The following is a 21061-nucleotide window of genomic DNA, read 5'->3' on the forward strand; positions in this document are numbered from 1 at the left end:
GGAAGAGGCCGAGGCGATCATCAAGCAGCTCGACGGCGGCGCCGACTTCCAGAAGCTCGCCAACGAACACACCAACGACCCCTCGGGCAAGACCAGTGGCGGCGATCTCGGCTGGTTCGGACCGGGCCAGATGGTGCCGGAATTCGACAAGGCGGCCTTCGCGCTCGACGTCGGCAAGTACACCAAGGAGCCGGTGCAGACGCAGTTCGGCTGGCACGTCATCAAGCTCGAGGACAAGCGCGCCAAGCAGCCGCCGGCTTTCGACGACGTCAAGGATCAGGCCAAGCAGGCAGTAATCCGCGACAAGTATTTCGCCATGGTGAAGGACCTGCGCGCCGCCGCCAAGGTCGAGATCCCGGACGAGAAGCTCAAGAAGGACGTCGACACGCTGGAAGCGGGCAAGTAATCCGCTGTCGGCCTGGTTATCCTGAAAGGGCGCCAACCGGCGCCCTTTTGCTTTTGGCTCAGGCGGTCAGTATCCCCCGCGTGATGTAGCCGACGGCGGCGCGGATCGCCGCGTCGTCCTCGTCGAGCCGTCCGGTCAGCAGATGCCGCCATGCGTAGGAAGCGATCAGATCGGCGACGATCCCGGCATCGACATCGGCCGCCACCTCGCCCCGCGCCTTGGCGCGCTCGATGATCCGGCCGGTATGGCTGCGGCGTTCCCTCGAATACTCGGCAAGCACGGTCGCGGCTGCCTCGTCCGACTGTGCCTCCGCGATCAGCGAGCGGTAGATGTTGCCCGACGGGGTGTCGCGCCAATGGGCGAAGAGATTTTCGAGAAAGCCGGCCAGGTCGTCCTCGACGTTTCCGGTGTCGGGTGTCTCGACATGCTTCTGCCTCTGGTAGATCTCGATCAGCAGCGCCGCCTTGCTCGGCCACCAGCGATAGATGGTCGGCTTTCCCGCCCGCGCCCGCCGCGCGACGGCCTCGATCGAGAAGCCGGCATAGCCCGCCTCGCGCAACACGGCCTCGGCCGCCTCAATGATGGCATCGGCGCTCTCGGGATTGCGTTTTGCGCCGATCGACTTGCGCCCGCGAGCGGCGGCTTCGCCCATTCCAGTCTTCCTTAGCCGGTGAATCTAGCGCCGATCATATTGGCATCGCGGGCGAAACGAAACGACACGTTTCAGACCGCGAGCCCTTCAGCCGCGGCAATCAGGCGTGGCCAGAACGCCCTTGCGCCGGGACGCGCTATCGGGCAAACCGGCCTTCCTTTCGCTTCATTGCCGTTCCGGGGTTCCGATGTCCGCTACGATCTCGCCGCTCGCACCGAAGAAATATCCCAAGATGCCGGTCATCGAGGGTGTGCGCATCGCGACCGCCGAAGCGGGCATCAAATACCGGAATAGAACCGATCTGCTGGCCATGGTCTTCGATCCGGGCACGGCTGTCGCGGGCGTGTTCACCAGGTCGAAATGCCCTTCGGCGCCGGTCGACTTCTGCCGCCAGAACCTGCCTGCCGGCAAGGCGCGCGTGCTGGTGGTCAATTCCGGCAATGCCAACGCCTTCACCGGCAAGAAGGGCAAGGTCTCGACCGCGCTGACTGGCGAGGCGGCGGCGAAGGCCGCCGGCTGTTCCGAGACCGAGGTGTTCCTGGCCTCGACCGGCGTCATCGGCGAGCCGCTCGACACCACCAAGTTCAGCCACCTGCTCGCCGGCCTGGTCAAGGACGGCAAGCCGGACCTGTGGACCGAGGCGGCAAAGGCCATCATGACCACCGACACCTATCCGAAGGTGGCGACGGCGACGGTCAAGCTCGGCGACGCCGACGTGACGATCAACGGCATCGCCAAGGGCGCCGGCATGATCGCGCCCGACATGGCGACGATGCTTTCCTTCATCGCCACCGACGCGCCGATCGCGGCGCCCGTGCTGCAGGACCTGCTGTCGCGCGGCACGGCCACGACCTTCAACGCGGTGACCGTCGACAGCGACACCTCGACCAGCGACACTCTGCTCATCTTCGCCACCGGCAAGGCGGCCGCCCGCGGCGCGCCGGCGATCAGTGACCCGAAGGATGCGCGGCTCGGCGCGTTCCGTCGGGCGCTCGGCAAGGTGCTGAAGTCGCTGGCGCTGCAAGTGGTGCGCGACGGCGAGGGCGCGCGCAAGCAGGTCGAGGTCACCGTCACCGGCGCCAAGTCGGCGCGTTCGGCCAAGCGCATCGCGCTTTCGATCGCCAATTCGCCGCTGGTCAAGACGGCCGTCGCCGGCGAGGACGCCAATTGGGGCCGCGTCGTCATGGCCGTCGGCAAGGCCGGCGAGCCGGCCGACCGCGACCGGCTCTCGATCTGGTTCGGTGACAATCGCCTCGCGCATGAAGGCGAGCGCGATCCGGCCTATTCGGAGGAAGCGACGTCTGCCTACATGAAGCGCGACGACATCCGCATCCGCGCCGATATCGGCATCGGCCGCGGCAAGGCGACGGTGTGGACCTGCGACCTCACCAAGGAATATGTCGCCATCAACGGCGACTACCGGAGCTGATGGCGCCGGTGTCCAGGCATCCGGCAAGCGCGCTGGCGGTCGTGCGCCGCTACGAGGCGGCGGGCTTTCGCGCCTGGCCGGCGGCGGCCGTCCATTATGACGGGACCTGGGTGGTGCGGCTGACCGCCGGGCATCCGGCCAAGCGCCTGAACTCGGTCAATCCGCTCGATCCGGGCGACACGCACGCCATCGAGGAGCGCATTGGCCGCGCCGCGCGCCGCTTCGATGCCTATGGCAGGCCGCTGACCTTTCGCATGTCGCCGCTGTCGGGACAGGTGCTGTCCACCCATCTCGACAAGGCCGGCTGGAACAAGTTCGACGAATCCATAGTGATGCGGCTGCCGCTCAAGGACCTCGAGCTCGGCGCGGCCATGGACCAGATACCGCTCAAGGACATCAGCCGCTTCATCGGCGCGTCCCTGAGGACCAGCGGCTCGGACGCCTCGCTGCGGCCCGGCCTGTCGGAGGTCATCGGCGCCATTCAGCCCGAAGCTGGGCTGTTCGCGCTGGAGGACGGCAATGAGCCGCTGGCGACGCTGATCTGCGTCCATGATGGCGACCTCGCCGGCCTGTTCGAGGTCGCCACCGAAAAATCGGCGCGCAAACAGGGCCATGGCCGCAATCTCATCCTGTCGGCGCTGAAATGGGCGCGGCTGCGCGGCGCGCACGAAGCCTGGCTGCAGGTCGAGGCCGGCAATCTACCGGCGCTCTCGCTCTACCGGTCGCTCGGCTTCGAGGAAGTCTACCGCTACCACTATCGACGGCCGCCGGGCGCATGAGCGAGGTGAAGCCAGCCGGAAAGCGCCTGCTGCTGGTCGCCGCCTGCGCGCTGGTCGATGCCGACCGACGCGTGCTCCTGGCGCAGCGCCCGGAGGGCAAGCAGCTTGCCGGCCTATGGGAGTTTCCTGGCGGCAAGGTCGAGCCCGGCGAGACGCCTGAGGAGTGCCTGGTTCGCGAGCTGCATGAGGAACTCGGCATCGAGACGGAGATTCCGTGCCTGGCGCCGCTCACCTTCGCCAGCCATTCCTATGACGATTTCCATCTGCTGATGCCGCTTTATGTCTGCCGCCGCTTTCGCGGGATCGCGCAGCCCAGGGAAGGGCAGGGGCTGAAATGGGTCAGGCCGCGGCAGATGCGCGACTATCCGATGCCGCCGGCCGACGCGCCGCTGATCCAGTTCCTGATCGATCTGCTGTAATTTCGCGACCTGTCTTCGCGGCCGTTCACCGTTTGCCGAAAGTGTCGTTTTCCGGAGCTGCTTTAGCCAGCGTTAATGGAAGATTTATCTCGACGTGAAAAATTGCGGGAGGCCGTTTCGCGCGGCAACATCGTTGATGACCGGGAACAACGGCATGAGGCTTGAAAGAGAGTGGGACTCGATCCGGCCTGACCGAGGCTTCCGCGCCGCGGATGCCGGCATGGGCATCCTGCGAGTAACGCTTCTCTTCGGCTCGGCCGCCGTGGCGCTGGCGCTGATCGCAACGCCTTTCCTGGACAGCCAGACGCGATCGCAGGGCACCCGCGACGGCTTGCCTGTCGGCCTCGACATGACAGCGACCGGGTCGATCGGCCATCGCACCAATACATACACGGTGCGCCGCAGTGTGCTGCAGCCGATGCCCAGTTCAATCTGCGTCATCCGCAATGACGGCAGCCGCAGCGGCGAGTGCTGACGTGGTTAATGATTTTTTGAGACACCGGCATTTCACTCGCCGTTAAGCTTTCGCCGTTAACCTTTCTTAACGGGTAGGCGACTAGAATTTCTGCATAAGGGATGGATGGCCATGAAAAACCTGCTGCAGCAATTCGTAAGGGATGAGACCGGCGCCACGGCCATCGAATATGGCCTGATCGTTACCGTGCTGTCGCTTACCATCATCGGCGGCGTAGGCAGGGCAGCGGATGCGCTCCAATGGCTGTTCAGCGACAACAACAGCAGGCTGGTCCAGGCCTTCTCCCACTGACGAAACCGATCGGGCAATCAGAGACGCAGTCAGCCCTTCGGCGGATTCTCCAGGATCGCCTTCAGCGATACCTTGGCTGATCCAGGCTTGAGCGGCTTTTGCTGCGAGGCGTCCGGCGCCCAGCCGGACATCCAGACAACCGAAAAGCTTGCGCGGATGCGGCCGTCCGGGTCTGAGAACCGTTCGGCATAGATTTCGGCCGCGCGGGCAAACAAACGCCTGCTGCCGGGTCGCCGGCTGCGGTCGATGAGCGGGCTGGTCTCGCCCATGGCGCGCAGGTCGGCGGCGAGATCGAACAGCGTATCGTAGCGCACGGCGACCGCTTCGACATCGGCGACAGGCAATGCCAGGCCGGCGCGCTGCAACAGCCCGCCCGCATCGCGCACGTCGGTGAAGGGAAGGGTGCGCGGGCTCGCGCCGCCGTAAAGCTCCGTCTCGGCCGTCAGCATGCTTTCGCGCAACTCGGCGAGCGTACCCGCGCCGGCGAGAGCGCCAAGGAACAGCCCGTCCGGTTTCAGCGCCCGGCGGATTTGCGCCAGCACGCCGGGAATGTCGTTCATCGCGTGCAGCGAGAGCAGGGAGACGACAAGATCGAGGCTGCCGTCCTCGAACGGCACGGTTTCCGGCTGCGCCACCAGGCCCGGGCCGCCGGCCAGAAGCGCTTCGTCCATCTCGACGCGCACGATCTCGCCGACCTTGCCGCTGGCGGCGAGCACGTCGGCCGCCGCCGACGTTTGGCAGAACAGCGCGGCCGCCTTGCCGAAGCGGCGCTCGACGGCATCCAGCCGATCGGCAAGGTCTTCGGCCGCTCGCCGCATCAGGAAATCGGCACCCTCGACAGGGCGGGCGAGGGCCCGGCGCTTGTGCGCGAGCCAGAGCTCAGTGTCGATCAAAGGCTGCAATCAAAAGCTTCCTGTTGTCCGCGCCCGCCGGAGTGGTGTTAATGTGGCGAGGGGTTTCCTTTCACGTGGCCGATCCGGTGCACAAGATCAAGACCAGCGCGGTTCAGGATATGACGCGGCAGGCACTGGCCTGGCCGGCGCGTCTGTTGTTTCCGCCGGTTTGCGCCGGCTGCCGTCGCCATGTGTCGCAGCCTGGCGTCTTGTGCGGCGCCTGCTGGCCGAAGCTCAGGCTGCTGGAAAAGCCCTGGTGCCCGGTGATGGGAACGCCCTTCACCCACGACATGGGCGAGGGGTTTCTTTCGGCGGAAGCGATCGCCGATCCGCCGCCCTTCGAGCGGGCGCGGGCCGCCGTCATCTATTCGGGTGTCGCCCGGCAGATGGTCCAGGGGCTGAAATACCAGGACCGGACCGATCTGGCGCCTTGGATGGCGAACTGGATGGTCCGCGCCGGCGCGGAGCTGATTGCCGAGGCCGACCTGGTCGTGCCGGTTCCGTTGCACTGGCGGCGCTTCTTCCGGCGCCAGTTCAACCAGTCTGCGGAGCTTGGACGCGCCGTTGCAAAGCTCAGCGGGCTGCCATTCTCGCCATCCGCGATCAAACGCGTGAAGCTGACGCGCCAGCAGGTCGGGCTCGAACGGCATGAGCGCGAGGAGAATGTGCGCGCCGCCTTTCGCGTGGCGCCCGACGCCGAGATCGAAATCGCGGGCCGCCGGGTGCTGGTCGTCGACGATGTCTACACCACCGGCGCCACGGTGAGGGCGGTCGCCAAGGCGCTGAAGCGGGGCGGCGCCGGGGCGGTCGACGTGCTGACGTTCGCCCGAGTCCTGCCGGGGGACTTTCGGGCGGATGAGTCCGCGACTATATAGAAACTCAAACGTTGTTTTTGGTGCAGGTCGCGTCAATACAACCATTTGGCGACATGCATTGGCAGGATTGTGATCGATGGTCGATGTGACGATCTATACAAGGATGATGTGCGGCTACTGCAGCGCCGCCAAGCGGCTGCTCGACCGCAAGGGCGTGAGCTATACCGAGCACGATGCCTCGTTCTCGCCGGAACTGCGCCAGGAAATGATTTCCAAGGCGCATGGGCGAACCACCTTTCCGCAGATTTTCATCGGCGACACGCATGTCGGCGGCTGCGACGATCTCCATGACTTGGAGTCGCAGGGCCGGCTGGATGTGATGCTCGCCAACGGGAGATGATCATGGGTGTTTTCAAGGCCGCCGCCGTGCAGATGCGTTCGGGCACGAGCCCCGAACGCAACGCCGCCGACATGGAAATCCTGGTCCGCCAGGCCGCCGGCCAGGGCGCCACCTATGTCCAGACACCGGAAATGACGGGTGCGCTGGTGCGCGACAAGGAAGCCGGCGCGGCCGCCTTCATCACCGAGGATAAGGACATTGTCGTCGCTACCGCGCGCAGGCTGGCTAAGGAGCTCGGCATCCACCTGCATATCGGCTCGACGGCGATCCGTCGCGCCGACGGCAAGCTCGCCAACCGCGCCTTCCTGTTTTCACCCGACGGCACGTTGACTGCCGGCTACGACAAGATCCACATGTTCGATGTCGACCTCGACAATGGCGAGAGCTGGCGCGAATCCGCATCCTACGAACCGGGAACGGAAGCGGTCGTTGCCGACATCAATGGAACGAAGCTGGGCTTTGCCGTCTGCTACGACCTGCGCTTCCCGCAGCTGTTCCGCGCCGAGGCTATGGCCGGGGCCGAGGTGCTGACGGTGCCCGCCGCCTTCACGCGCCAGACCGGCGAGGCGCATTGGCATGTGCTTTTGCGCGCCCGCGCCATCGAGAACGGCGCCTATATCGTCGCCGCAGCGCAGGGCGGCCTGCATGAGGACGGCCGCGAGACCTATGGCCATTCGCTGATCGTCGATCCGTGGGGGCGCGTCATCGCCGAGGCCGCGCATAACGAGCCGGGCGTGATTGTCGCCGAGATCGATCCGGCGCAGTCGCTTGCGGCGCGCCGCAAGATTCCCAACCTGAAGAACGCACGCGACTTCACCGTCAATGCCGGCGCAGGCGAAGCGCCACGTCTCAGGGGTGCTGCCTCTTGATCCGCTTTTCCCTGATCTGCGAGCACGAGCACGAATTCGAAGCCTGGTTTCGCAGCAATGACGACTTCGACACCCAGAAGAAGCGCGGCTTCGTCGATTGCCCGAGTTGCGGTTCGCACAAGATAGAGAAGGCGCTGATGGCGCCGGCCGTTTCGACCTCGCGCAGGCAGGAGAAGGTCGCTCTAGCGATGGGCGAGGCGCAGAAGCAGGCGCTGGCGCAGTTGAAGGCGCTGGCCGAGAAGGTGCGCGAGAATGCCGACTATGTCGGCGACAAGTTCGCCGAGGAAGCGCGCAAGATCCACTTCGGCGAGACCGATCCGCGCGGCATCTACGGCGAGGCGACGCCGGAAGAGGCGCAAAGCCTGATCGAGGACGGCGTCGAGTTCATGCCGATACCCAGCTTTCCGGACGACCGGAATTAGGACGGCGAACTCAAACTTCCGATCAGTTTTTGCAGCAGTTTCGCCAGCATTTCCCGGTCCTCGCGCGTCAGGCCGGCGAGCATTTCGTGCTCGTTGGCGACATGAGCGGCGAGTGCGGTGTCGGTCAGCTCCCGGCCTTTCGCGGTGAGCTGCACGACAACGCCGCGCCGATCGCTCGGGTGCGGCGCGCGTTGGATCAGACCGGCCTTTTCCAGGCGATCGAGGCGGGCGGTCATGGCGCCTGACGTCACCATCGTCGCCTCATAGAGCTCGGTCGGCGTCAGCGCATAGGGTGAGCCCGACCGCCGCAACGTCGCCAGCACGTCGAACTCGCCGGCCTGCAATCCGAACCGGGCGAAGACCGGCGCGAGTCGATCGCGCGCGATCAGCGCCGAGGCCTCGTTCAGCCGTCCGATCACTCCCATCGGCGACACGTCGAGATCCGGCCGCTCTCGCCGCCACTGTTCCATAGCCCTGCCCGCCCGATCCATATCGCTCACCGCAAAGTATCTTGACGTAAAGAATCTTTACGCTATCTTATCGCATGAAGAACCGGCCGCCAAGCGGTCACGCAGCGACAGGACAGCCCGATGAAATTTCTCTGGGATTCGGCGATCGGCCTTCTGGTCGTGACCGGCGGCCTGCTCGGCATGACGCTGCCCTTCGGCAAGCTCGCCACCGCCGCCGGCGCGCCGGCCATGGTCTGGGCTTTCATTATCTCGTTCGGCGCCGGCGGCGTGCTGTTGCTTGCGCTTCTGCTGCGCGGCGAGCGCATCCGGCTGACGCCGCACAAGCTGCGCTATTTCTTCGTCACCGCGGCGATTTCCTATGCCATCCCCAATCTTTTGATGTTTTCCGCCATCCCGCATCTCGGCGCCGGCTACACCGGCATCATGTTCACGCTGTCGCCGGTGATCACGCTGGTGTTCTCGATCCTGCTCGGCGTCAGGCGTCCGAACCTGCTCGGCGTCATCGGCATCGCCGTCGGCTTCGTCGGCGCGGTGATGGTCGCGCTGACGCGCGGCGAGGCCGGCCAGGCGGCGGACTATTTCTGGGTGGCGATCGGTCTGCTCATTCCGGTCAGTCTTGCCGCCGGCAACATCTACCGTACCGTCGACTGGCCGGAAGGCACCGGCCCGATCGAGCTCGCCGTCGGCAGCCACCTGGCCTCAGCCACGCTGCTCCTCATCGGCATACTGACGCTTTTGGGCTGGCAGGCCTTCGCATCGCTCGCCAGCGTGCCGCTGGTGATCGTCGGGCAGGTCGCCTCGGCCTCGGCAATGTTCGTCTTCTTCTTCCGCCTGCAGGCCGTCGGCGGCCCGGTCTATCTCAGCCAGATCGGCTATGTGGCGGCGGCCGTCGGCTTGTTCGCCGGGACGATCCTCCTCGGCGAGCACTACCAGTCTTTGACCTGGCTGGGTGCGGCCATCATCACCGCTGGCGTGTTCATCACCACCAAGGCGCAAAACCAGGCTGGTGCGCCGGCGCCGGTTCGCATCGAGCCAGCGTCGTCCCGCAGCTAATCCTCTTTGCTCGCGGCGCACGTCCTTATCCCGAAAACCGGTTCCCATTTTCGGGAGACATGCTTTAAGTTCGCCTTGACGCTGTTCCAGACAGAGAACGACTACGCATCTTTCGTGAGATTGCTTTCGGCGAAAAAGGAGAAAGCCATGGCCAACGCGGAAGGTCCGGTCAGCGTCGCGGATTTCCGCGCCGCCATGCGGCTCATCGTCGGCAATGTCAGCGTCATCACGGCCGGCGTCGGCGACGACCGCACCGGCCTCGTCGTCATCTCGGTGGTGTCGGTGTCGGCGGAACCGCCGAAGGTGATCGCCTGCGTCAACCGCTCCTCGTCGACCTGGCCGATCATCGAGCGCCACCGGCATTTCGGCGTCAACTCGCTCGGCCCTCAGCACCAGCGGGTGGCCGAGCGCTTCTCCGGCTTCGGCGGCATCAGGGGCAAGGACCGTTATGAAGGCGCCGAATGGACGACGCTGAAGACCGGCGCATCGTTGCTCACCGATGCGGTGGCCGCGTTCGACTGCAGCCTCGACGAGATGATCGACCGCGGCGCGCATTCGATCGTCATCGGTTCGGTCGAAGCTGTCAGAACCCAGGACGCTGGGCAGGCACTGATCTACTGGCGGGGCGGCTATCGGCCGTTGGAAGCCTGAGGTCTGACGCGATCACACCGAGGCTTTTTCGGCCAGCACCATGTAGTTGACGTCCATGTCCTTCGAGCGTTGCCAGCGGTCGGCCAGCGGGTGGTACATGACACCGGTGCGGTCGATCACCGTGAGGCCTGCGGCGCCCAGCGCCTTTTCCAATTCGTCCGGCCGCACCAGCTTGCCGAACTGATGCGTGCCGCGCGGCAGCCAGCGCAGCACATATTCGGCGCCGATGATGGCGAGCCCGAGCGCCTTCAGCGTGCGGTTGATCGTGGCGACGAACATGATGCCGCCCGGGCGGACCATCTGGCCGCATTTGGCGACGAACAGATCGACATCGGCGACATGCTCGACCACTTCCATGTTGAGGATGACATCGAAGGTCTCGCCGGCATCGGCCAGTTCCTCGGCCGTCGTGGCCCGATAATCGATGCTGACGCCGACCTCCGCCGCATGCAGCTTGGCCACTTCGATGTTGGTGGCGGACGCGTCGGCGCCGACCACTTCGGCGCCAAGCCGGGCCATCGGCTCGCACAGCAAGCCGCCGCCGCAGCCGATGTCCAGGAAGCGCAGGCCCTCGAAGGGCCGGGCCGCGCGCGGATCGCGGCCGAAACGCGCCGCCACCTGGTCGCGGATATAGGCAAGCCGAACCGGATTGAACTTGTGCAGCGGACGGAACTTGCCGTTAGGGTTCCACCATTCGGCGGCAAGGGCGGAAAAGCGTTCGACTTCTCCGGCATCGATGGTCGATCGGCGGGGCTCTGGCATAGGCGGTCTCCAGCGCATGGCCCCGAAAATCGGAATCGATTTTCGGAAAAGAATCATGCGCAAAGTCAAACTGCTACAGCGTCCTTTGCGCGTCTGAGAGGACGCGCGGCGCTGCAGAGCGTTAGGAAGTCGGGTCCTTGGCGCAAAAAGTCAAGGCAGGGTTTTTCTGATGCCGCCAATGCGCGCGCCGGCAACACCGCGGCACGGCCCGGCGTTCCGTAGAGGCAGCCGGCCTTGTCGACATCGACCTCGGTTTCACACCCGCCACCAATCTTCAATACGGCGCCTCGATCCTGGTCCCGGCAAGACGACGCCCGCGCCAGCCGCCTATCTGGCTTTTCCCCAGCTCGAGTTTGTGCGCCTGGATCAGACCTATCGTCGGCTCGACGAAAACCGCTACGCCTACACCGCGCCCATGTTCGGCTACGAGGCCGTGCTGGATGTCTCGCCGATCGATCTGGTTTTCGATTGTCCCGGCTTGTGGACAAGTGTGGCGCCCAGGCTGATACGAGCCGGATTCGGCAGCCTTTAACATCAAATTTACTGGGTTGACGATTTCCAAGGACGTGATCGGCCTTTGGCATGTACATTGCCGGCCGTGTGTCGAGAGAGGGCTTGATGCGCATCAAGACCCAGATCATTGCCACGCTGCTGAGCGCTGCGGCCCTAATCGGCGTGGTGGGAGCTATCGCGATATTTTCGCAGATGTCCCTGACCAGGTCCGACGCACTGGCCGAAGCAATAAGTGCGGGGCGGCAACTGGCCGAGGCCATAGCCTTCAAGGCTGCCGATGCGCCACGGCCTGTGTTCGAGAGACCCGGCGCGCTGCGCGAGTTCGTGACATCGCAGCACAGCCGGTCGAAACGCGATCTCGTCGTCGTCGATCGCGGCAAGATCATCCTGGCCGATATTCCCGGTGAGGAACGGAATGTCGGAACGGTGTTCGAGCATGATCGCGGCAACGAAGTCGGCCGCACGCTCGACGATGGCGAGCCGCGCGGCTTCGTCGAAGACAGCGCCGACGTGTCCGAAGCGATCAACCTGGTTGTTGTGCCGGTCGAGGGCGCTCCCGGCGAGATCGTTGGCGCCGTGCTGTACGAATACACGCCCCTGCTGCAGGCCGCCCAGGACCGCACCAATACGATGCTCTGGCTGGTCGGCCTTTCCACCGTGGCCGCCATGCTGGTTGCCGCGCTCTCCGCCTTCCTGTTGCTCAGCCGTTTGGGCTCTGGTCTTGCCTACCTCAATCGCGGCATCGAAGCGCTGGCGCGTGGCGATGCCGGAGCCCGTATCGGACTCGTGTCCAGGGATGAGTTCGGACAGTTGGCGCAAGGCTTCGACAGCATGGCGTCGGAGCTGGAATCCTCGCGGCTGCAACTCATCGACCAGAAGGCCTATATCGAGGATATCGTGCGCACCGTCGCCGAAGGCATCGCCGTCATCGATGGCGAAGGGTGGGTCGTATCGGTCAACCCGGCCGCGGCCGACCTCGCCGGACGGCACGCCAGCAGAATCGAGGGGCAGGAGTGGCACTCGATCCTGGATATGCGAAGTGCTTCCGGCGACAAGCTTGCGCCCGGAACCTCTCCGGTCGAACTGACCCTTGCCACCGGCCGGCGGCATCAAGGCGAGGTGCGGCTGGTAAGGCCCGACGGCTCGCAACTGCCGGTGATCGCCAGCTGCAATCCGCTCAACCGGGCCGACGGCGGCATCGTGCTGACGCTCAGCGATATCAGCGAACTGCGCAGCGCCGAGCGGGCGGTCAATGACCGTGCCGAGGAACTGGCGGTGCTGAACCGGGAACTGAAACAAACCTCGGAAGCCACCAACCGCCTGGTCAAGCTCGGTGAACTGCTCCAGGCCTGCGTCACCTTTCAGGAGGCGTTTTCGGTGGTTGGTTCGGCGATGCCGGACTTTTTCGGCGGCTTGAGCGGAAGCGTCCACCTGACCAGCGCCTCGCGCAATCTAGTCGAGGAGATGGCGCATTGGGGGGAAATCCGCTCCAGCGTGGGGCAATTCGCGCCTGAAGACTGCTGGGCCCTGCGCCGCGGCCAGGAGCATGCCGCCGGGCCGGGCATGCTGACGCCGCGTTGCAACCACATCAGCGAGAACGGCGGGCGCGGCTATCTCTGCGTGCCGCTGGCGGCGCAGGGCGAAACGCTTGGCATCGTGCATCTCTGCGAGCCCAATGCCGCCGATAGGCCGGATTGGGTCTCCCAGCGGCAACAGGTGTTGCGCGGTGTCGTCGACACGCTGGCGCTGGCGCTGGCCAATTTACGGCTGCGCGAGACGCTGCGGCAGCAGTCGATCCGTGATCCCAACACCGGCCTCTACAACCGCCGCTATCTCGAGGAAACGAGCAGCCGCGAACTGCGGCGCCTGGAACGCTCGGGGCAGCCGATGGCGGTGATCATGCTCGACGTCGACCATTTCAAACAGTTCAACGACACATTCGGTCACGAGGCCGGCGATCTCGTGCTCAAGCAGGTGGCCAGCACGCTGCTCGACCATGCCCGGGAAAGCGACGTGGTGTCGCGCTATGGCGGCGAAGAGTTCGCGGTGATGATGCCCGGAACCTCACTTGTCGATGCCGCCGAGCGCGCCGAGGCTCTGAGAAAGGCGGTCAAGCAGCTGCATCTGGCGCATCGCGGGCGCACATTGGGCACCATTACCGCCTCGTTCGGTGTATCCGCCTTCCCCGAACTCGGCTCCTCATGGGCCGAAATCGTCAACGCTGCCGATCGTTCGCTGTACCAGGCAAAGGCAGATGGGCGCGATCGGGTTGTCGCGGGACTACGCAAGACCGATCCCGACTGGGATATTCCCGCTCCGGGCAGAAGCGCGGCTGAGGGCTGAGCTGCGGCGTCCGCTTCGGGCGAAATGCATCAACGCGACAGGGCAATCTCGGCATGGCTCATGACAACGCTGGCGGGCTCGATTGCCTGCACGGCCTCGCTGTCGCCGATCTCGGCGATGATGCGGTCGGCTGCCGCCTGGGCCTGATCCAGGCTCTGCCAGCGCACGACGTCCACCCAGGTGCCATCCTCACGCTTCCCGAGGTGGCGGGCAAGAAAGCCCGGCTGCCGGGCGAGCCAGTCGGTCATGACCCCATTGTTGGCGACAAAGCCGGCTTCGGTGCCGGGCTTGAGGCGGAAGGTGACGATTTCCAAGGTCTCGGTCATGAGAATCTCCAAAGGGCGGGCTCCGGCAGTCTACGGCACGATCGACGACAGAAATCCGTCAGGATGAGCGTTGTCGGGCCGGCTATAGGCTCGCTCGCTTGCGAAGCCTTGTTGTTTTGGCTAAGGAGGCCGCGCATTTCCGCGCCTGGCTTAACCCCTGGCGTTCCCTTCGGTTCCGGCCGTGCGCCGGCTTCAGTCAAAGGCATTTCGCTTCCATGGCGCGTATCGTGATGAAATTCGGCGGAACCTCGGTCGCCGACATCGCCCGCATCCGCAATGTGGCGCGCCATGTCAAACGCGAGGTCGATGCCGGCCATGAGGTGGCGGTCGTGGTGTCGGCGATGGCCGGCAAGACCAACGAACTGGTCGCCTGGACGCGCGAGGCCTCACCGATGCATGACGCGCGCGAATATGACGCGGTCGTCGCCTCGGGCGAACAGGTCACCGCCGGCCTGTTGGCGATCACGCTGCAGAGCATGGGGGTGCACGCCCGCTCGTGGCAGGGCTGGCAGATTCCGATCAAGACTGACAATGCGCATGGCGCGGCGCGCATCCTCGACATAGACGGCGCTTTCCTGATCAAGCGCTTCGGCGAGGGCCAGGTGGCGGTGATCGCCGGTTTCCAGGGCATCGGCCCGGACAACCGCATCGCCACCCTCGGCCGCGGCGGCTCCGATACAAGCGCCGTCGCGATCGCAGCGGCGGTCAAGGCCGACCGCTGCGACATCTACACCGATGTCGACGGCGTCTACACCACCGACCCGCGCATCGAGCCGAAAGCCCGGCGTCTGGCCAAGATTTCCTTCGAGGAAATGCTCGAAATGGCTTCGCTCGGCGCCAAGGTGCTGCAGGTGCGCTCGGTGGAGCTTGCCATGGTACATAGGGTGCGTACCTTCGTGCGGTCGTCCTTCGACGATCCCGATGCGCCCGGAATGGGGGATTTGCTCAATCCGCCCGGAACGCTTATTTGCGACGAGGAAGAGATCGTGGAACAGCAGGTCGTCACCGGAATTGCCTACGCCAAGGACGAAGCGCAGATTTCGCTGCGCCGCGTCGGCGACCGTCCAGGCGTCGCCGCCGGCATTTTCGGCCCGCTGGCCGAAGCCAACATCAATGTCGACATGATCGTCCAGAACATCTCCGAGGACGGCAAGTTCACCGACATGACCTTCACCGTGCCGTCCGGCGATGTCGACAAGGCGCTTGCCGTGCTGGAGAAGCTGAAAGCCGAAGTCGGTTACGATGTCGTGCAGTCGGAAGCCGGCATGTCGAAGGTCTCGGTCATCGGCATCGGCATGAGGAGCCATGCCGGCGTCGCCGCCACCGCCTTCAAGGCCCTGGCCGACAAGGCGATCAACATCCGCGCCATCACCACTTCCGAGATCAAAATCTCGATACTGATCGACGGTCCCTATACGGAACTTGCAGTTCGTACTTTGCATTCCGTCTACGGTCTGGATAAGCAATAGCAAGAACTGAGTCAGTTGTTGCGTGAACGCCGGCCGCAGGAGAAACTGCAGCGGGCGAAATGCCCATTGGAGAACAAGCCGCGATGCGTGATACGGCCGGTGGCCCGCGCGTTCTGCTCAAACGGCTTCGCGAGCTCATGCAGGAGCCGCTGGAGCCGCAGGAGCGGCTCGACCGCATCGTGCGCGACATCGCCTCCAACATGGTGGCGGAAGTCTGCTCGCTCTATGTGCTGCGCGCCGACTCCGTGCTCGAGCTCTACGCCACCGAGGGTCTGAACCCGAACGCTGTCCACCTGTCGCAGTTGCGGCTGGGGCAGGGCCTGGTCGGCACGATCGCCGCCAGCGCGCGGCCGCTCAACTTATCCAACGCGCAGGAGCATCCGGCTTTCGCCTACCTGCCGGAGACGGGCGAAGAGATCTACAATTCCTTCCTCGGCGTGCCGGTGCTGAGGGCGGGGCGCACGCTGGGCGTGCTGGTGGTGCAGAACAAGACCATGCGCCATTACCGCGACGACGAGGTCGAGGCACTCGAAACCACGGCGATGGTGATCGCCGAGATGATCGCCACCGGCGATCTCGCGCGCCTGACCCGGCCCGGGCTGGAGCTCGACCTGCGCCGCCCGGTGAGCTTCACCGGCCTCTCCTTCAATGACGGCGTCGGGCTCGGCCATGTCGTGCTGCACGAGCCACGCATCGTCGTCACCAACCTGTTCAACGAGGACAGCGAGGAGGAGGTGCGCCGGCTGCAGTCCTCGCTCGGCTCGCTCAGGCTTTCCATCGACGACATGCTGGAGCGGCGCGAAGTCGCCTTCGAGGGCGAGCACCGGGAGGTGCTCGAGGCCTATCGCATGTTCGCCAATGACAGCGGTTGGGTGCGCCGGCTGGAAGAGGCGATCCGCAACGGCCTGACCGCGGAAGCGGCGGTCGAGAAGGTGCAGAGCGACATGCGCGCCCGCATGCTGCACATGACAGACCCTTATCTGCGCGCGCGGATGAGCGATTTCGACGACCTTGCCAACCGGCTGCTGCGCCAGTTGATGGGGCGCGGCCCGGAGGATGTCGCGGCCTCCCTGCCCAAGGACGCCATCATCGTCGCCCGTTCGATGGGCGCGGCCGAACTGCTCGACTATCCCAGGGACAAGCTGCGCGGCCTGGTGCTGGAGGATGGCGCCGCGACCAGCCATGTCGTCATCGTCGCCCGCGCCATGGGAATTCCCGTCGCCGGCCAGATGAAGGGCGCTGTTTCCATGGCGGAAAACGGCGACGCCATCATCGTCGACGGCGAGGAGGGCACCATCCATCTGCGGCCGCAGTCGGACCTCGAGGCCGCATACGCAGAAAAAGTCCGGTTCCGGGCCCGGCGGCAGGAAGTCTATCGCGAGCTGCGCAAGAAGCCGTCCGTGACTAAGGACGGGGTTCCGGTCGATCTCCTGATGAATGCCGGTCTTGCCGTCGACCTGCCGCAGCTGACCGAATCGGGCGCCGCCGGCATCGGCCTGTTCCGCACCGAATTGCAGTTCATGGTCGCCTCGACCTTTCCGCGCGCCGAGGCGCAGGAGCGGCTCTACCGTGACGTCCTCGATGCCGCGCGCGGCAAGCCGGTCACCTTCCGCACCATCGACATCGGTGGCGACAAGGTGCTGCCTTATTTCAAGGGCGCGATCCAGGAGGAAAACCCGGCGCTCGGCTGGCGCGCGATCCGGCTGACGCTCGATCGTCCCGGCCTGCTCAGAACGCAGATTCGGGCGCTGCTGAAGGCCAGCGGCGGCCGCGAGCTGAAGCTGATGCTGCCTATGGTGACCGAGCTGTCGGAGATCGCGCAGGCGCGCGAGATCATCGACCGTGAGGTCCGGCACCTGTCGCGCTTTGCCCATCACCTGCCCACCAGCCTCAAGCTCGGCGCGATGCTGGAAGTGCCCTCGCTCTTGTTCCAGCTCGACGAATTGATGAAGGCGGTGGATTTCGTTTCGGTCGGCTCTAACGACCTCTTCCAGTTCATGATGGCGGTAGACCGCGGCAACACGCAGCTTGCCGACCGTTTCGACACGCTTTCGGCGCCGTTCCTGCGGGTGTTGAAGACGATTGCCGATGCCGGCGTGCGCAACAACACGCCGGTGACGCTCTGCGGCGAGCTTGCCGGCAAGCCTATCTCGGCGATGGCGCTGATCGGCCTCGGCTTCCGCTCGATCTCGATGTCGCCGGCCTCGATCGGTCCGGTCAAGGCGATGCTGACTGAGCTGCCGCTGCAGGAGCTGAAAGACTTCTTCAAGGACAATCTAATGGCGCCCACTCTGGGAACGCCGATGCGGGCGCTGCTGCAAGCCTTTGCCGACGACCGTTCCATTCCGCTCTAGATTCACGTGAGGGCGGTCTGCAAATGGCGATTTTCTGCGCTTCCGGTGCTCATGTACCTAAATGTACATTCCGCTCCGGTTCTCGAAACTCGCCATTTTCGACTCGCCCTGACGTGAATTCCATCGAAGTTCGAAGACCATGATCAACCTGCCTCGCGACCGCATGGATCAAGTCGTCAAGCGTTTCGACATGCTCGAAGCGCAGATGGCGGCCGGGCCTGCCGCCGATCAATATGTCAAAATGGCTTCCGAATATGCCGACATCCAGGAGATGGTGGGCAAGATCCGGTCGTTGCGCGCCGCCGAGCAGGAGCAGGCGGATCTCGAGGCGATGCTCGCCGACAAGGCGACCGATGCCGAGATGCGGGCCCTGGCCGAGGCGGACCTGCCTCAGGTGGAGAGCCGCATCGAGGCGCTGCAGAAGGACATCCAAATCCTGCTCCTGCCCAAGGATGCGGCCGACGAACGGAACGCCATCCTCGAAATCCGCGCGGGCACCGGCGGCGACGAGGCAGCGCTGTTCGCAGGCGATCTCTTCCGCATGTATGAGCGCTACGCCGCCTCGCGCGGCTGGCGGTTCGAAGTCGTTTCGGCAAGCGACGGCGAGGTCGGCGGCTACAAGGAAATCATCGCCTCGGTGTCGGGCAAGGGCGTGTTCGCGCATCTGAAGTTCGAATCCGGCGTTCACCGCGTCCAGCGCGTGCCGGAAACCGAAGCCGGCGGGCGCATCCATACCTCGGCGGCGACGGTCGCCGTGCTGCCCGAAGCCGAGGAGGTCGATATCGATATCCGGCCGGAGGACATCCGCATCGACACGATGCGCGCCTCGGGGTCCGGCGGCCAGCACGTGAACACCACCGACTCGGCGGTTCGCATCACCCACCTGCCAACCGGCATCATGGTGGTGCAGGCGGAGAAGTCGCAGCACCAGAACCGGGCGCGCGCCATGCAGATCCTGCGGGCGAGGCTCTATGATCTGGAGCGCAGCCGGGCCGACGAAGAACGCTCGTCGTCGCGAAAATCGCAGGTCGGGTCCGGCGACCGGTCGGAGCGCATCCGCACCTACAACTTCCCGCAAGGACGCGTCACCGACCACCGCATCAACCTCACGCTCTACAAGCTCGACCGCGTGATGATGGGCGAGCTTGACGAGGTCATCGACGCGCTGATCGCCGACCATCAGTCGAAGCTGCTTGCCGATATGAGCCTCGATGGCTGATCGACTGCCCGCCGCGCTCGGCCCGCTGCTCAGGGCGGCGCGCGAACGTCTGGCCGCCGCCGGCATTGACGATCCAGGGCTCGATTCCCGGCTGATCGTCGAACATTTCTCCGGCACGACCCGCACCCGGGCCATTGCCGAACCAGGGCAAAAGGTGGATTCCGCGGCGCTTTCGGCCATCGAAGCGGCCTTGAGGCGTCGCGTCGCAGGCGAGCCGGCGCACCGCATCCTCGGTTATCGCGAATTCTACGGCTTGCGACTGTCGCTCTCCCCGGAGACGCTGGAGCCCCGGCCGGACACCGAGACGCTGGTCGACGCCATTCTGCCTTTCGCCAAGACAACTGCCGAACGGCTCGGCGAATGCCGCATTCTCGATCTCGGCACCGGCACCGGCGCCATCGCGCTGGCCCTGGTCAACGCCGTTCCGGCTGCCACCGCGACGGGCGTCGACATTTCACCAGACGCATTGGCGACTGCGGCCGGAAATGCCCGGGATCTGGGGCTCGGCGGGCGCTTCAAAGCCTTGCATTCCAACTGGTTCGAAAAAGTTTCGGGGTCCTACCATGTAATTGCCTCGAACCCTCCCTATATACCCAGTCGAGAGATTGGAAATCTGCAGGACGAGGTCCGCGATTTCGACCCGCACCGGGCCTTGGATGGCGGTGTGGATGGTTTGGACCCCTACCGGGTCATCGCGGCCGAAGCGGCAGGATTTCTGGAAACGCAAGGCAGAGTAGCGGTCGAGATCGGCCACACGCAGAAAAACGAGGTCAGCGGAATATTCGCGGCAGCGGGCTATGTGTTAACCGGGACACATCGCGACCTCGGCGGCAATGACAGAGTTCTGGTGTTCGAGCGGCGAAAGCCCTGATGCAGCGCGAAAAAACCGCTTGGCAATATAAGGGAATGCAGTTAGGGTCCGGCTCAACCGGATGAGACGAAGCAGGCAGTGCTCCCAGCGATTCGGTTTTCCTTGGAAATAGCTGCCTTCTTGCGCAAACGACGCCCAAGCTTCGTGCGGGAATCGTCCGGCAAGTGATGTAACCGGAACAGGATGGCACGTGGCGCCAACGCAATTGATGCGGGCGAACGCCGGTGAAGAAACGAAACGGCTGGCTGCATGAGCGCCTCCGTTCGTGAAGAGTTTTTCGAAAATTCACTATGAAGAGAGTCTAATGAGGCCACAACAGCAGAACAGGCGCATGCGCGGTCGCAACAACAATGGCGGCGGTGGCAACAACAACAACCGCAAGGGGCCAAATCCCCTGACCCGCACCTATGAGAGCAACGGCCCGGACGTGAAGATCCGCGGATCGGCTCAACAGATCGCCGAAAAATACGCCACACTCGCCCGTGACGCGCAGAGCTCCGGCGACAGGGTGATGGCGGAGAACTATCTCCAGCACGCCGAGCACTACAATCGCATCATTGCCGCCGCGCAGGCGCAGATGCCGATCCAGAACGCCCAGCAAAACCGCGACGACTTCGACGACGATCTCGATGAGGATCGTGACGAGTTCGATTCTGTCGGCAACAGCAACGGCGGTGGAGCCGAGGCGCCGGCCGCGGCGAACGGCTCGGGGCCGCAGCCTGTGATCGAAGGCACGCCGGCGGAGCTCGCCTACAACCAGGAAAACGGCCGCGACAACAACCGGCGCGACAACAACCAGCGCGACAACCGCGACAACAATGGCCGCGACCGGCATCGCGACCGCCGCAACGGCGGCTACGGCCAGTATGGCCAGAACGGTCAGCGTGGCGACAACGCCCAGCGCGGCGAGCATGGCGGCCAGCAGTTCGACCAGAACCGGCGCAATGAGACCCCGGCGCAGCCCGAGGCCGCTGGAGAGGCCGGAACCCAGGCCGAGCAGGCGCCGCAGTTCGACAGTTTCTCGCCGGCAGCGCTCGCCGCACAGGCCGAGCTCAACGAAGCCGCCATGGACAATGGCGGCGGTCGCCGGCCGCGACGTCCGCGCCGCCCGCGCGGCACCTATGCCGACCAGGCCGGCAATGGCGAGCAGGGCGACCAGCCAGAGAACGCGAGCCCGAAA

At 64.9% G+C, this 21061-nt stretch carries 24 protein-coding genes; 19 read left to right on the top strand and 5 right to left on the bottom strand.

What is annotated here, in order from left to right:
* Positions 1 to 406 (top strand): peptidylprolyl isomerase (locus tag EOA23_RS16875; RefSeq protein WP_189341627.1); only part of this gene is annotated, 406 nt, incomplete at its 5' end.
* Between the two features lie 58 nt (positions 407 to 464).
* Here the strand turns inward: EOA23_RS16875 and EOA23_RS16880 are convergent.
* Positions 465 to 1058 carry a TetR/AcrR family transcriptional regulator gene (locus EOA23_RS16880; protein WP_127304968.1) on the bottom strand — a complete coding sequence of 198 codons (594 nt, stop codon included), beginning with the start codon at positions 1056 to 1058 and terminating at the stop codon, positions 465 to 467.
* A gap of 187 nt (positions 1059 to 1245) precedes the next feature.
* On the opposite strand from EOA23_RS16880, the gene argJ reads away from it, so the two are divergent.
* The 5 genes from argJ to EOA23_RS16905 all read left to right on the top strand — a co-directional run bounded on the left by argJ (position 1246) and on the right by EOA23_RS16905 (position 4451).
* Positions 1246 to 2487, top strand: a complete 1242-nt coding sequence (argJ, locus tag EOA23_RS16885; protein ID WP_127304969.1) for a bifunctional glutamate N-acetyltransferase/amino-acid acetyltransferase ArgJ — start codon at positions 1246 to 1248, stop codon at positions 2485 to 2487.
* Positions 2487 to 3266, top strand: coding sequence for a GNAT family N-acetyltransferase (locus EOA23_RS16890; protein WP_127304970.1), 780 nt, complete (start codon positions 2487 to 2489; stop codon positions 3264 to 3266). Before argJ ends, EOA23_RS16890 begins: the two co-directional genes overlap by 1 nt.
* Complete coding sequence (locus EOA23_RS16895; RefSeq protein WP_126064239.1) at positions 3263 to 3685, top strand: (deoxy)nucleoside triphosphate pyrophosphohydrolase; 423 nt, start codon at positions 3263 to 3265, stop codon at positions 3683 to 3685. The genes EOA23_RS16890 and EOA23_RS16895 overlap by 4 nt, the downstream gene beginning before the upstream one ends.
* A 154-nt stretch (positions 3686 to 3839) precedes the next feature.
* Positions 3840 to 4160 (top strand): hypothetical protein, encoded by a 321-nt coding sequence (locus tag EOA23_RS16900; RefSeq protein WP_127304971.1) that lies wholly within the window; start codon positions 3840 to 3842, stop codon positions 4158 to 4160.
* Between the two features lie 105 nt (positions 4161 to 4265).
* Positions 4266 to 4451: a Flp family type IVb pilin gene (locus EOA23_RS16905; protein WP_126064241.1), complete on the top strand. Its 186-nt coding sequence runs from the start codon at positions 4266 to 4268 to the stop codon at positions 4449 to 4451.
* Positions 4452 to 4480: 29 nt separating this feature from the next.
* Here the strand turns inward: EOA23_RS16905 and EOA23_RS16910 are convergent, their stop codons facing one another.
* On the bottom strand, positions 4481 to 5353 hold the full coding sequence (locus EOA23_RS16910; RefSeq protein ID WP_127304972.1) for a methyltransferase domain-containing protein: 873 nt from the start codon (positions 5351 to 5353) through the stop codon (positions 4481 to 4483).
* A 65-nt stretch (positions 5354 to 5418) separates the two neighbouring features.
* On the opposite strand from EOA23_RS16910, the gene EOA23_RS16915 reads away from it, so the two are divergent.
* The 4 genes from EOA23_RS16915 (at position 5419) to EOA23_RS16930 (ending at position 7850) form a co-directional block, all read left to right on the top strand.
* Positions 5419 to 6219 carry a ComF family protein gene (locus EOA23_RS16915; protein WP_127304982.1) on the top strand — a complete coding sequence of 267 codons (801 nt, stop codon included), beginning with the start codon at positions 5419 to 5421 and terminating at the stop codon, positions 6217 to 6219.
* Positions 6220 to 6295: 76 nt separating this feature from the next.
* Entirely contained in the window at positions 6296 to 6559 is a 264-nt protein-coding gene (gene grxC, locus EOA23_RS16920) for a glutaredoxin 3 (RefSeq protein ID WP_126064244.1), read from the top strand.
* 2 nt (positions 6560 to 6561) lie between these two features.
* Positions 6562 to 7428, top strand: coding sequence for a carbon-nitrogen hydrolase family protein (locus EOA23_RS16925; protein WP_127304973.1), 867 nt, complete (start codon positions 6562 to 6564; stop codon positions 7426 to 7428).
* Positions 7425 to 7850 carry a DUF1178 family protein gene (locus EOA23_RS16930; protein ID WP_042647698.1) on the top strand — a complete coding sequence of 142 codons (426 nt, stop codon included), beginning with the start codon at positions 7425 to 7427 and terminating at the stop codon, positions 7848 to 7850. Before EOA23_RS16925 ends, EOA23_RS16930 begins: the two co-directional genes overlap by 4 nt.
* On the opposite strand, the gene EOA23_RS16935 is transcribed toward EOA23_RS16930, so the two are convergent.
* Positions 7847 to 8341: a MarR family transcriptional regulator gene (locus EOA23_RS16935; protein ID WP_126064246.1), complete on the bottom strand. Its 495-nt coding sequence runs from the start codon at positions 8339 to 8341 to the stop codon at positions 7847 to 7849. The two genes, EOA23_RS16930 and EOA23_RS16935, sit on opposite strands and share 4 nt — an antisense overlap.
* Before the next feature lie 99 nt (positions 8342 to 8440).
* On the opposite strand from EOA23_RS16935, the gene EOA23_RS16940 reads away from it, so the two are divergent.
* Together EOA23_RS16940 and EOA23_RS16945 are read left to right on the top strand one after the other, a co-directional pair.
* Positions 8441 to 9373, top strand: a complete 933-nt coding sequence (locus EOA23_RS16940) for a DMT family transporter (RefSeq protein WP_127304974.1) — start codon at positions 8441 to 8443, stop codon at positions 9371 to 9373.
* 147 nt (positions 9374 to 9520) lie between these two features.
* Entirely contained in the window at positions 9521 to 10024 is a 504-nt protein-coding gene (locus EOA23_RS16945) for a flavin reductase family protein (protein WP_127304975.1), read from the top strand.
* 12 nt (positions 10025 to 10036) lie between these two features.
* Here the strand turns inward: EOA23_RS16945 and ubiG are convergent, their stop codons facing one another.
* On the bottom strand, positions 10037 to 10786 hold the full coding sequence (gene ubiG / locus EOA23_RS16950; RefSeq protein WP_127304976.1) for a bifunctional 2-polyprenyl-6-hydroxyphenol methylase/3-demethylubiquinol 3-O-methyltransferase UbiG: 750 nt from the start codon (positions 10784 to 10786) through the stop codon (positions 10037 to 10039).
* 178 nt (positions 10787 to 10964) lie between these two features.
* Here ubiG and EOA23_RS16955 point away from each other — a divergent pair, with 178 nt between their 5' ends.
* Together EOA23_RS16955 and EOA23_RS16960 are read left to right on the top strand one after the other, a co-directional pair.
* A complete protein-coding gene (locus EOA23_RS16955) occupies positions 10965 to 11318 on the top strand; it encodes a putative glycolipid-binding domain-containing protein (protein WP_245474216.1) in 354 nt (117 codons plus the stop codon).
* Between the two features lie 86 nt (positions 11319 to 11404).
* Positions 11405 to 13642 carry a sensor domain-containing diguanylate cyclase gene (locus EOA23_RS16960; protein ID WP_189341628.1) on the top strand — a complete coding sequence of 746 codons (2238 nt, stop codon included), beginning with the start codon at positions 11405 to 11407 and terminating at the stop codon, positions 13640 to 13642.
* A 29-nt stretch (positions 13643 to 13671) separates the two neighbouring features.
* Here EOA23_RS16960 and EOA23_RS16965 read toward each other — a convergent pair whose 3' ends face one another.
* Complete coding sequence (locus EOA23_RS16965; protein ID WP_127304978.1) at positions 13672 to 13968, bottom strand: hypothetical protein; 297 nt, start codon at positions 13966 to 13968, stop codon at positions 13672 to 13674.
* A gap of 215 nt (positions 13969 to 14183) precedes the next feature.
* Between EOA23_RS16965 and EOA23_RS16970 the strand changes: the two genes are divergently transcribed.
* The 5 genes from EOA23_RS16970 to EOA23_RS16990 form a co-directional block, all read left to right on the top strand.
* Positions 14184 to 15437, top strand: a complete 1254-nt coding sequence (locus tag EOA23_RS16970) for an aspartate kinase (RefSeq protein ID WP_095816942.1) — start codon at positions 14184 to 14186, stop codon at positions 15435 to 15437.
* 83 nt (positions 15438 to 15520) lie between these two features.
* Positions 15521 to 17791, top strand: a complete 2271-nt coding sequence (ptsP, locus tag EOA23_RS16975; RefSeq protein ID WP_127304979.1) for a phosphoenolpyruvate--protein phosphotransferase — start codon at positions 15521 to 15523, stop codon at positions 17789 to 17791.
* 139 nt (positions 17792 to 17930) lie between these two features.
* Positions 17931 to 19010: a peptide chain release factor 1 gene (gene prfA, locus EOA23_RS16980; RefSeq protein WP_126064254.1), complete on the top strand. Its 1080-nt coding sequence runs from the start codon at positions 17931 to 17933 to the stop codon at positions 19008 to 19010.
* On the top strand, positions 19003 to 19881 hold the full coding sequence (prmC, locus tag EOA23_RS16985) for a peptide chain release factor N(5)-glutamine methyltransferase (protein ID WP_127304980.1): 879 nt from the start codon (positions 19003 to 19005) through the stop codon (positions 19879 to 19881). Before prfA ends, prmC begins: the two co-directional genes overlap by 8 nt.
* A 331-nt stretch (positions 19882 to 20212) precedes the next feature.
* A partial coding sequence (locus EOA23_RS16990) for a DUF4167 domain-containing protein (RefSeq protein WP_245474217.1) occupies positions 20213 to 21061 on the top strand: 849 nt, incomplete at its 3' end.

The organism is Mesorhizobium sp. M2A.F.Ca.ET.042.01.1.1 (genome assembly GCF_003997405.1).
Taxonomy (GTDB): domain Bacteria; phylum Pseudomonadota; class Alphaproteobacteria; order Rhizobiales; family Rhizobiaceae; genus Mesorhizobium.

Excerpts from the sequence above, each read along its gene's own strand:
- ptsP (WP_127304979.1), top strand. The coding sequence starts at position 15,521 with ATGCGTGATACGGCCGGTGGCCCGCGCGTTCTGCTCAAACGGCTTCGC.
- EOA23_RS16925 (WP_127304973.1), top strand. The coding sequence starts at position 6,562 with ATGGGTGTTTTCAAGGCCGCCGCCGTGCAGATGCGTTCGGGCACGAGC.
- EOA23_RS16905 (WP_126064241.1), top strand. The coding sequence starts at position 4,266 with ATGGCCATGAAAAACCTGCTGCAGCAATTCGTAAGGGATGAGACCGGC.
- prmC (WP_127304980.1), top strand. The coding sequence starts at position 19,003 with ATGGCTGATCGACTGCCCGCCGCGCTCGGCCCGCTGCTCAGGGCGGCG.
- EOA23_RS16940 (WP_127304974.1), top strand. The coding sequence starts at position 8,441 with ATGAAATTTCTCTGGGATTCGGCGATCGGCCTTCTGGTCGTGACCGGC.
- prfA (WP_126064254.1), top strand. The coding sequence starts at position 17,931 with ATGATCAACCTGCCTCGCGACCGCATGGATCAAGTCGTCAAGCGTTTC.
- grxC (WP_126064244.1), top strand. The coding sequence starts at position 6,296 with ATGGTCGATGTGACGATCTATACAAGGATGATGTGCGGCTACTGCAGC.
- EOA23_RS16960 (WP_189341628.1), top strand. The coding sequence starts at position 11,405 with ATGCGCATCAAGACCCAGATCATTGCCACGCTGCTGAGCGCTGCGGCC.
- EOA23_RS16935 (WP_126064246.1), bottom strand. The coding sequence starts at position 8,341 with ATGGATCGGGCGGGCAGGGCTATGGAACAGTGGCGGCGAGAGCGGCCG.
- argJ (WP_127304969.1), top strand. The coding sequence starts at position 1,246 with ATGTCCGCTACGATCTCGCCGCTCGCACCGAAGAAATATCCCAAGATG.
- EOA23_RS16970 (WP_095816942.1), top strand. The coding sequence starts at position 14,184 with ATGGCGCGTATCGTGATGAAATTCGGCGGAACCTCGGTCGCCGACATC.
- EOA23_RS16965 (WP_127304978.1), bottom strand. The coding sequence starts at position 13,968 with ATGACCGAGACCTTGGAAATCGTCACCTTCCGCCTCAAGCCCGGCACC.
- EOA23_RS16945 (WP_127304975.1), top strand. The coding sequence starts at position 9,521 with ATGGCCAACGCGGAAGGTCCGGTCAGCGTCGCGGATTTCCGCGCCGCC.
- EOA23_RS16900 (WP_127304971.1), top strand. The coding sequence starts at position 3,840 with ATGAGGCTTGAAAGAGAGTGGGACTCGATCCGGCCTGACCGAGGCTTC.
- EOA23_RS16955 (WP_245474216.1), top strand. The coding sequence starts at position 10,965 with ATGCGCGCGCCGGCAACACCGCGGCACGGCCCGGCGTTCCGTAGAGGC.
- ubiG (WP_127304976.1), bottom strand. The coding sequence starts at position 10,786 with ATGCCAGAGCCCCGCCGATCGACCATCGATGCCGGAGAAGTCGAACGC.
- EOA23_RS16880 (WP_127304968.1), bottom strand. The coding sequence starts at position 1,058 with ATGGGCGAAGCCGCCGCTCGCGGGCGCAAGTCGATCGGCGCAAAACGC.
- EOA23_RS16895 (WP_126064239.1), top strand. The coding sequence starts at position 3,263 with ATGAGCGAGGTGAAGCCAGCCGGAAAGCGCCTGCTGCTGGTCGCCGCC.
- EOA23_RS16890 (WP_127304970.1), top strand. The coding sequence starts at position 2,487 with ATGGCGCCGGTGTCCAGGCATCCGGCAAGCGCGCTGGCGGTCGTGCGC.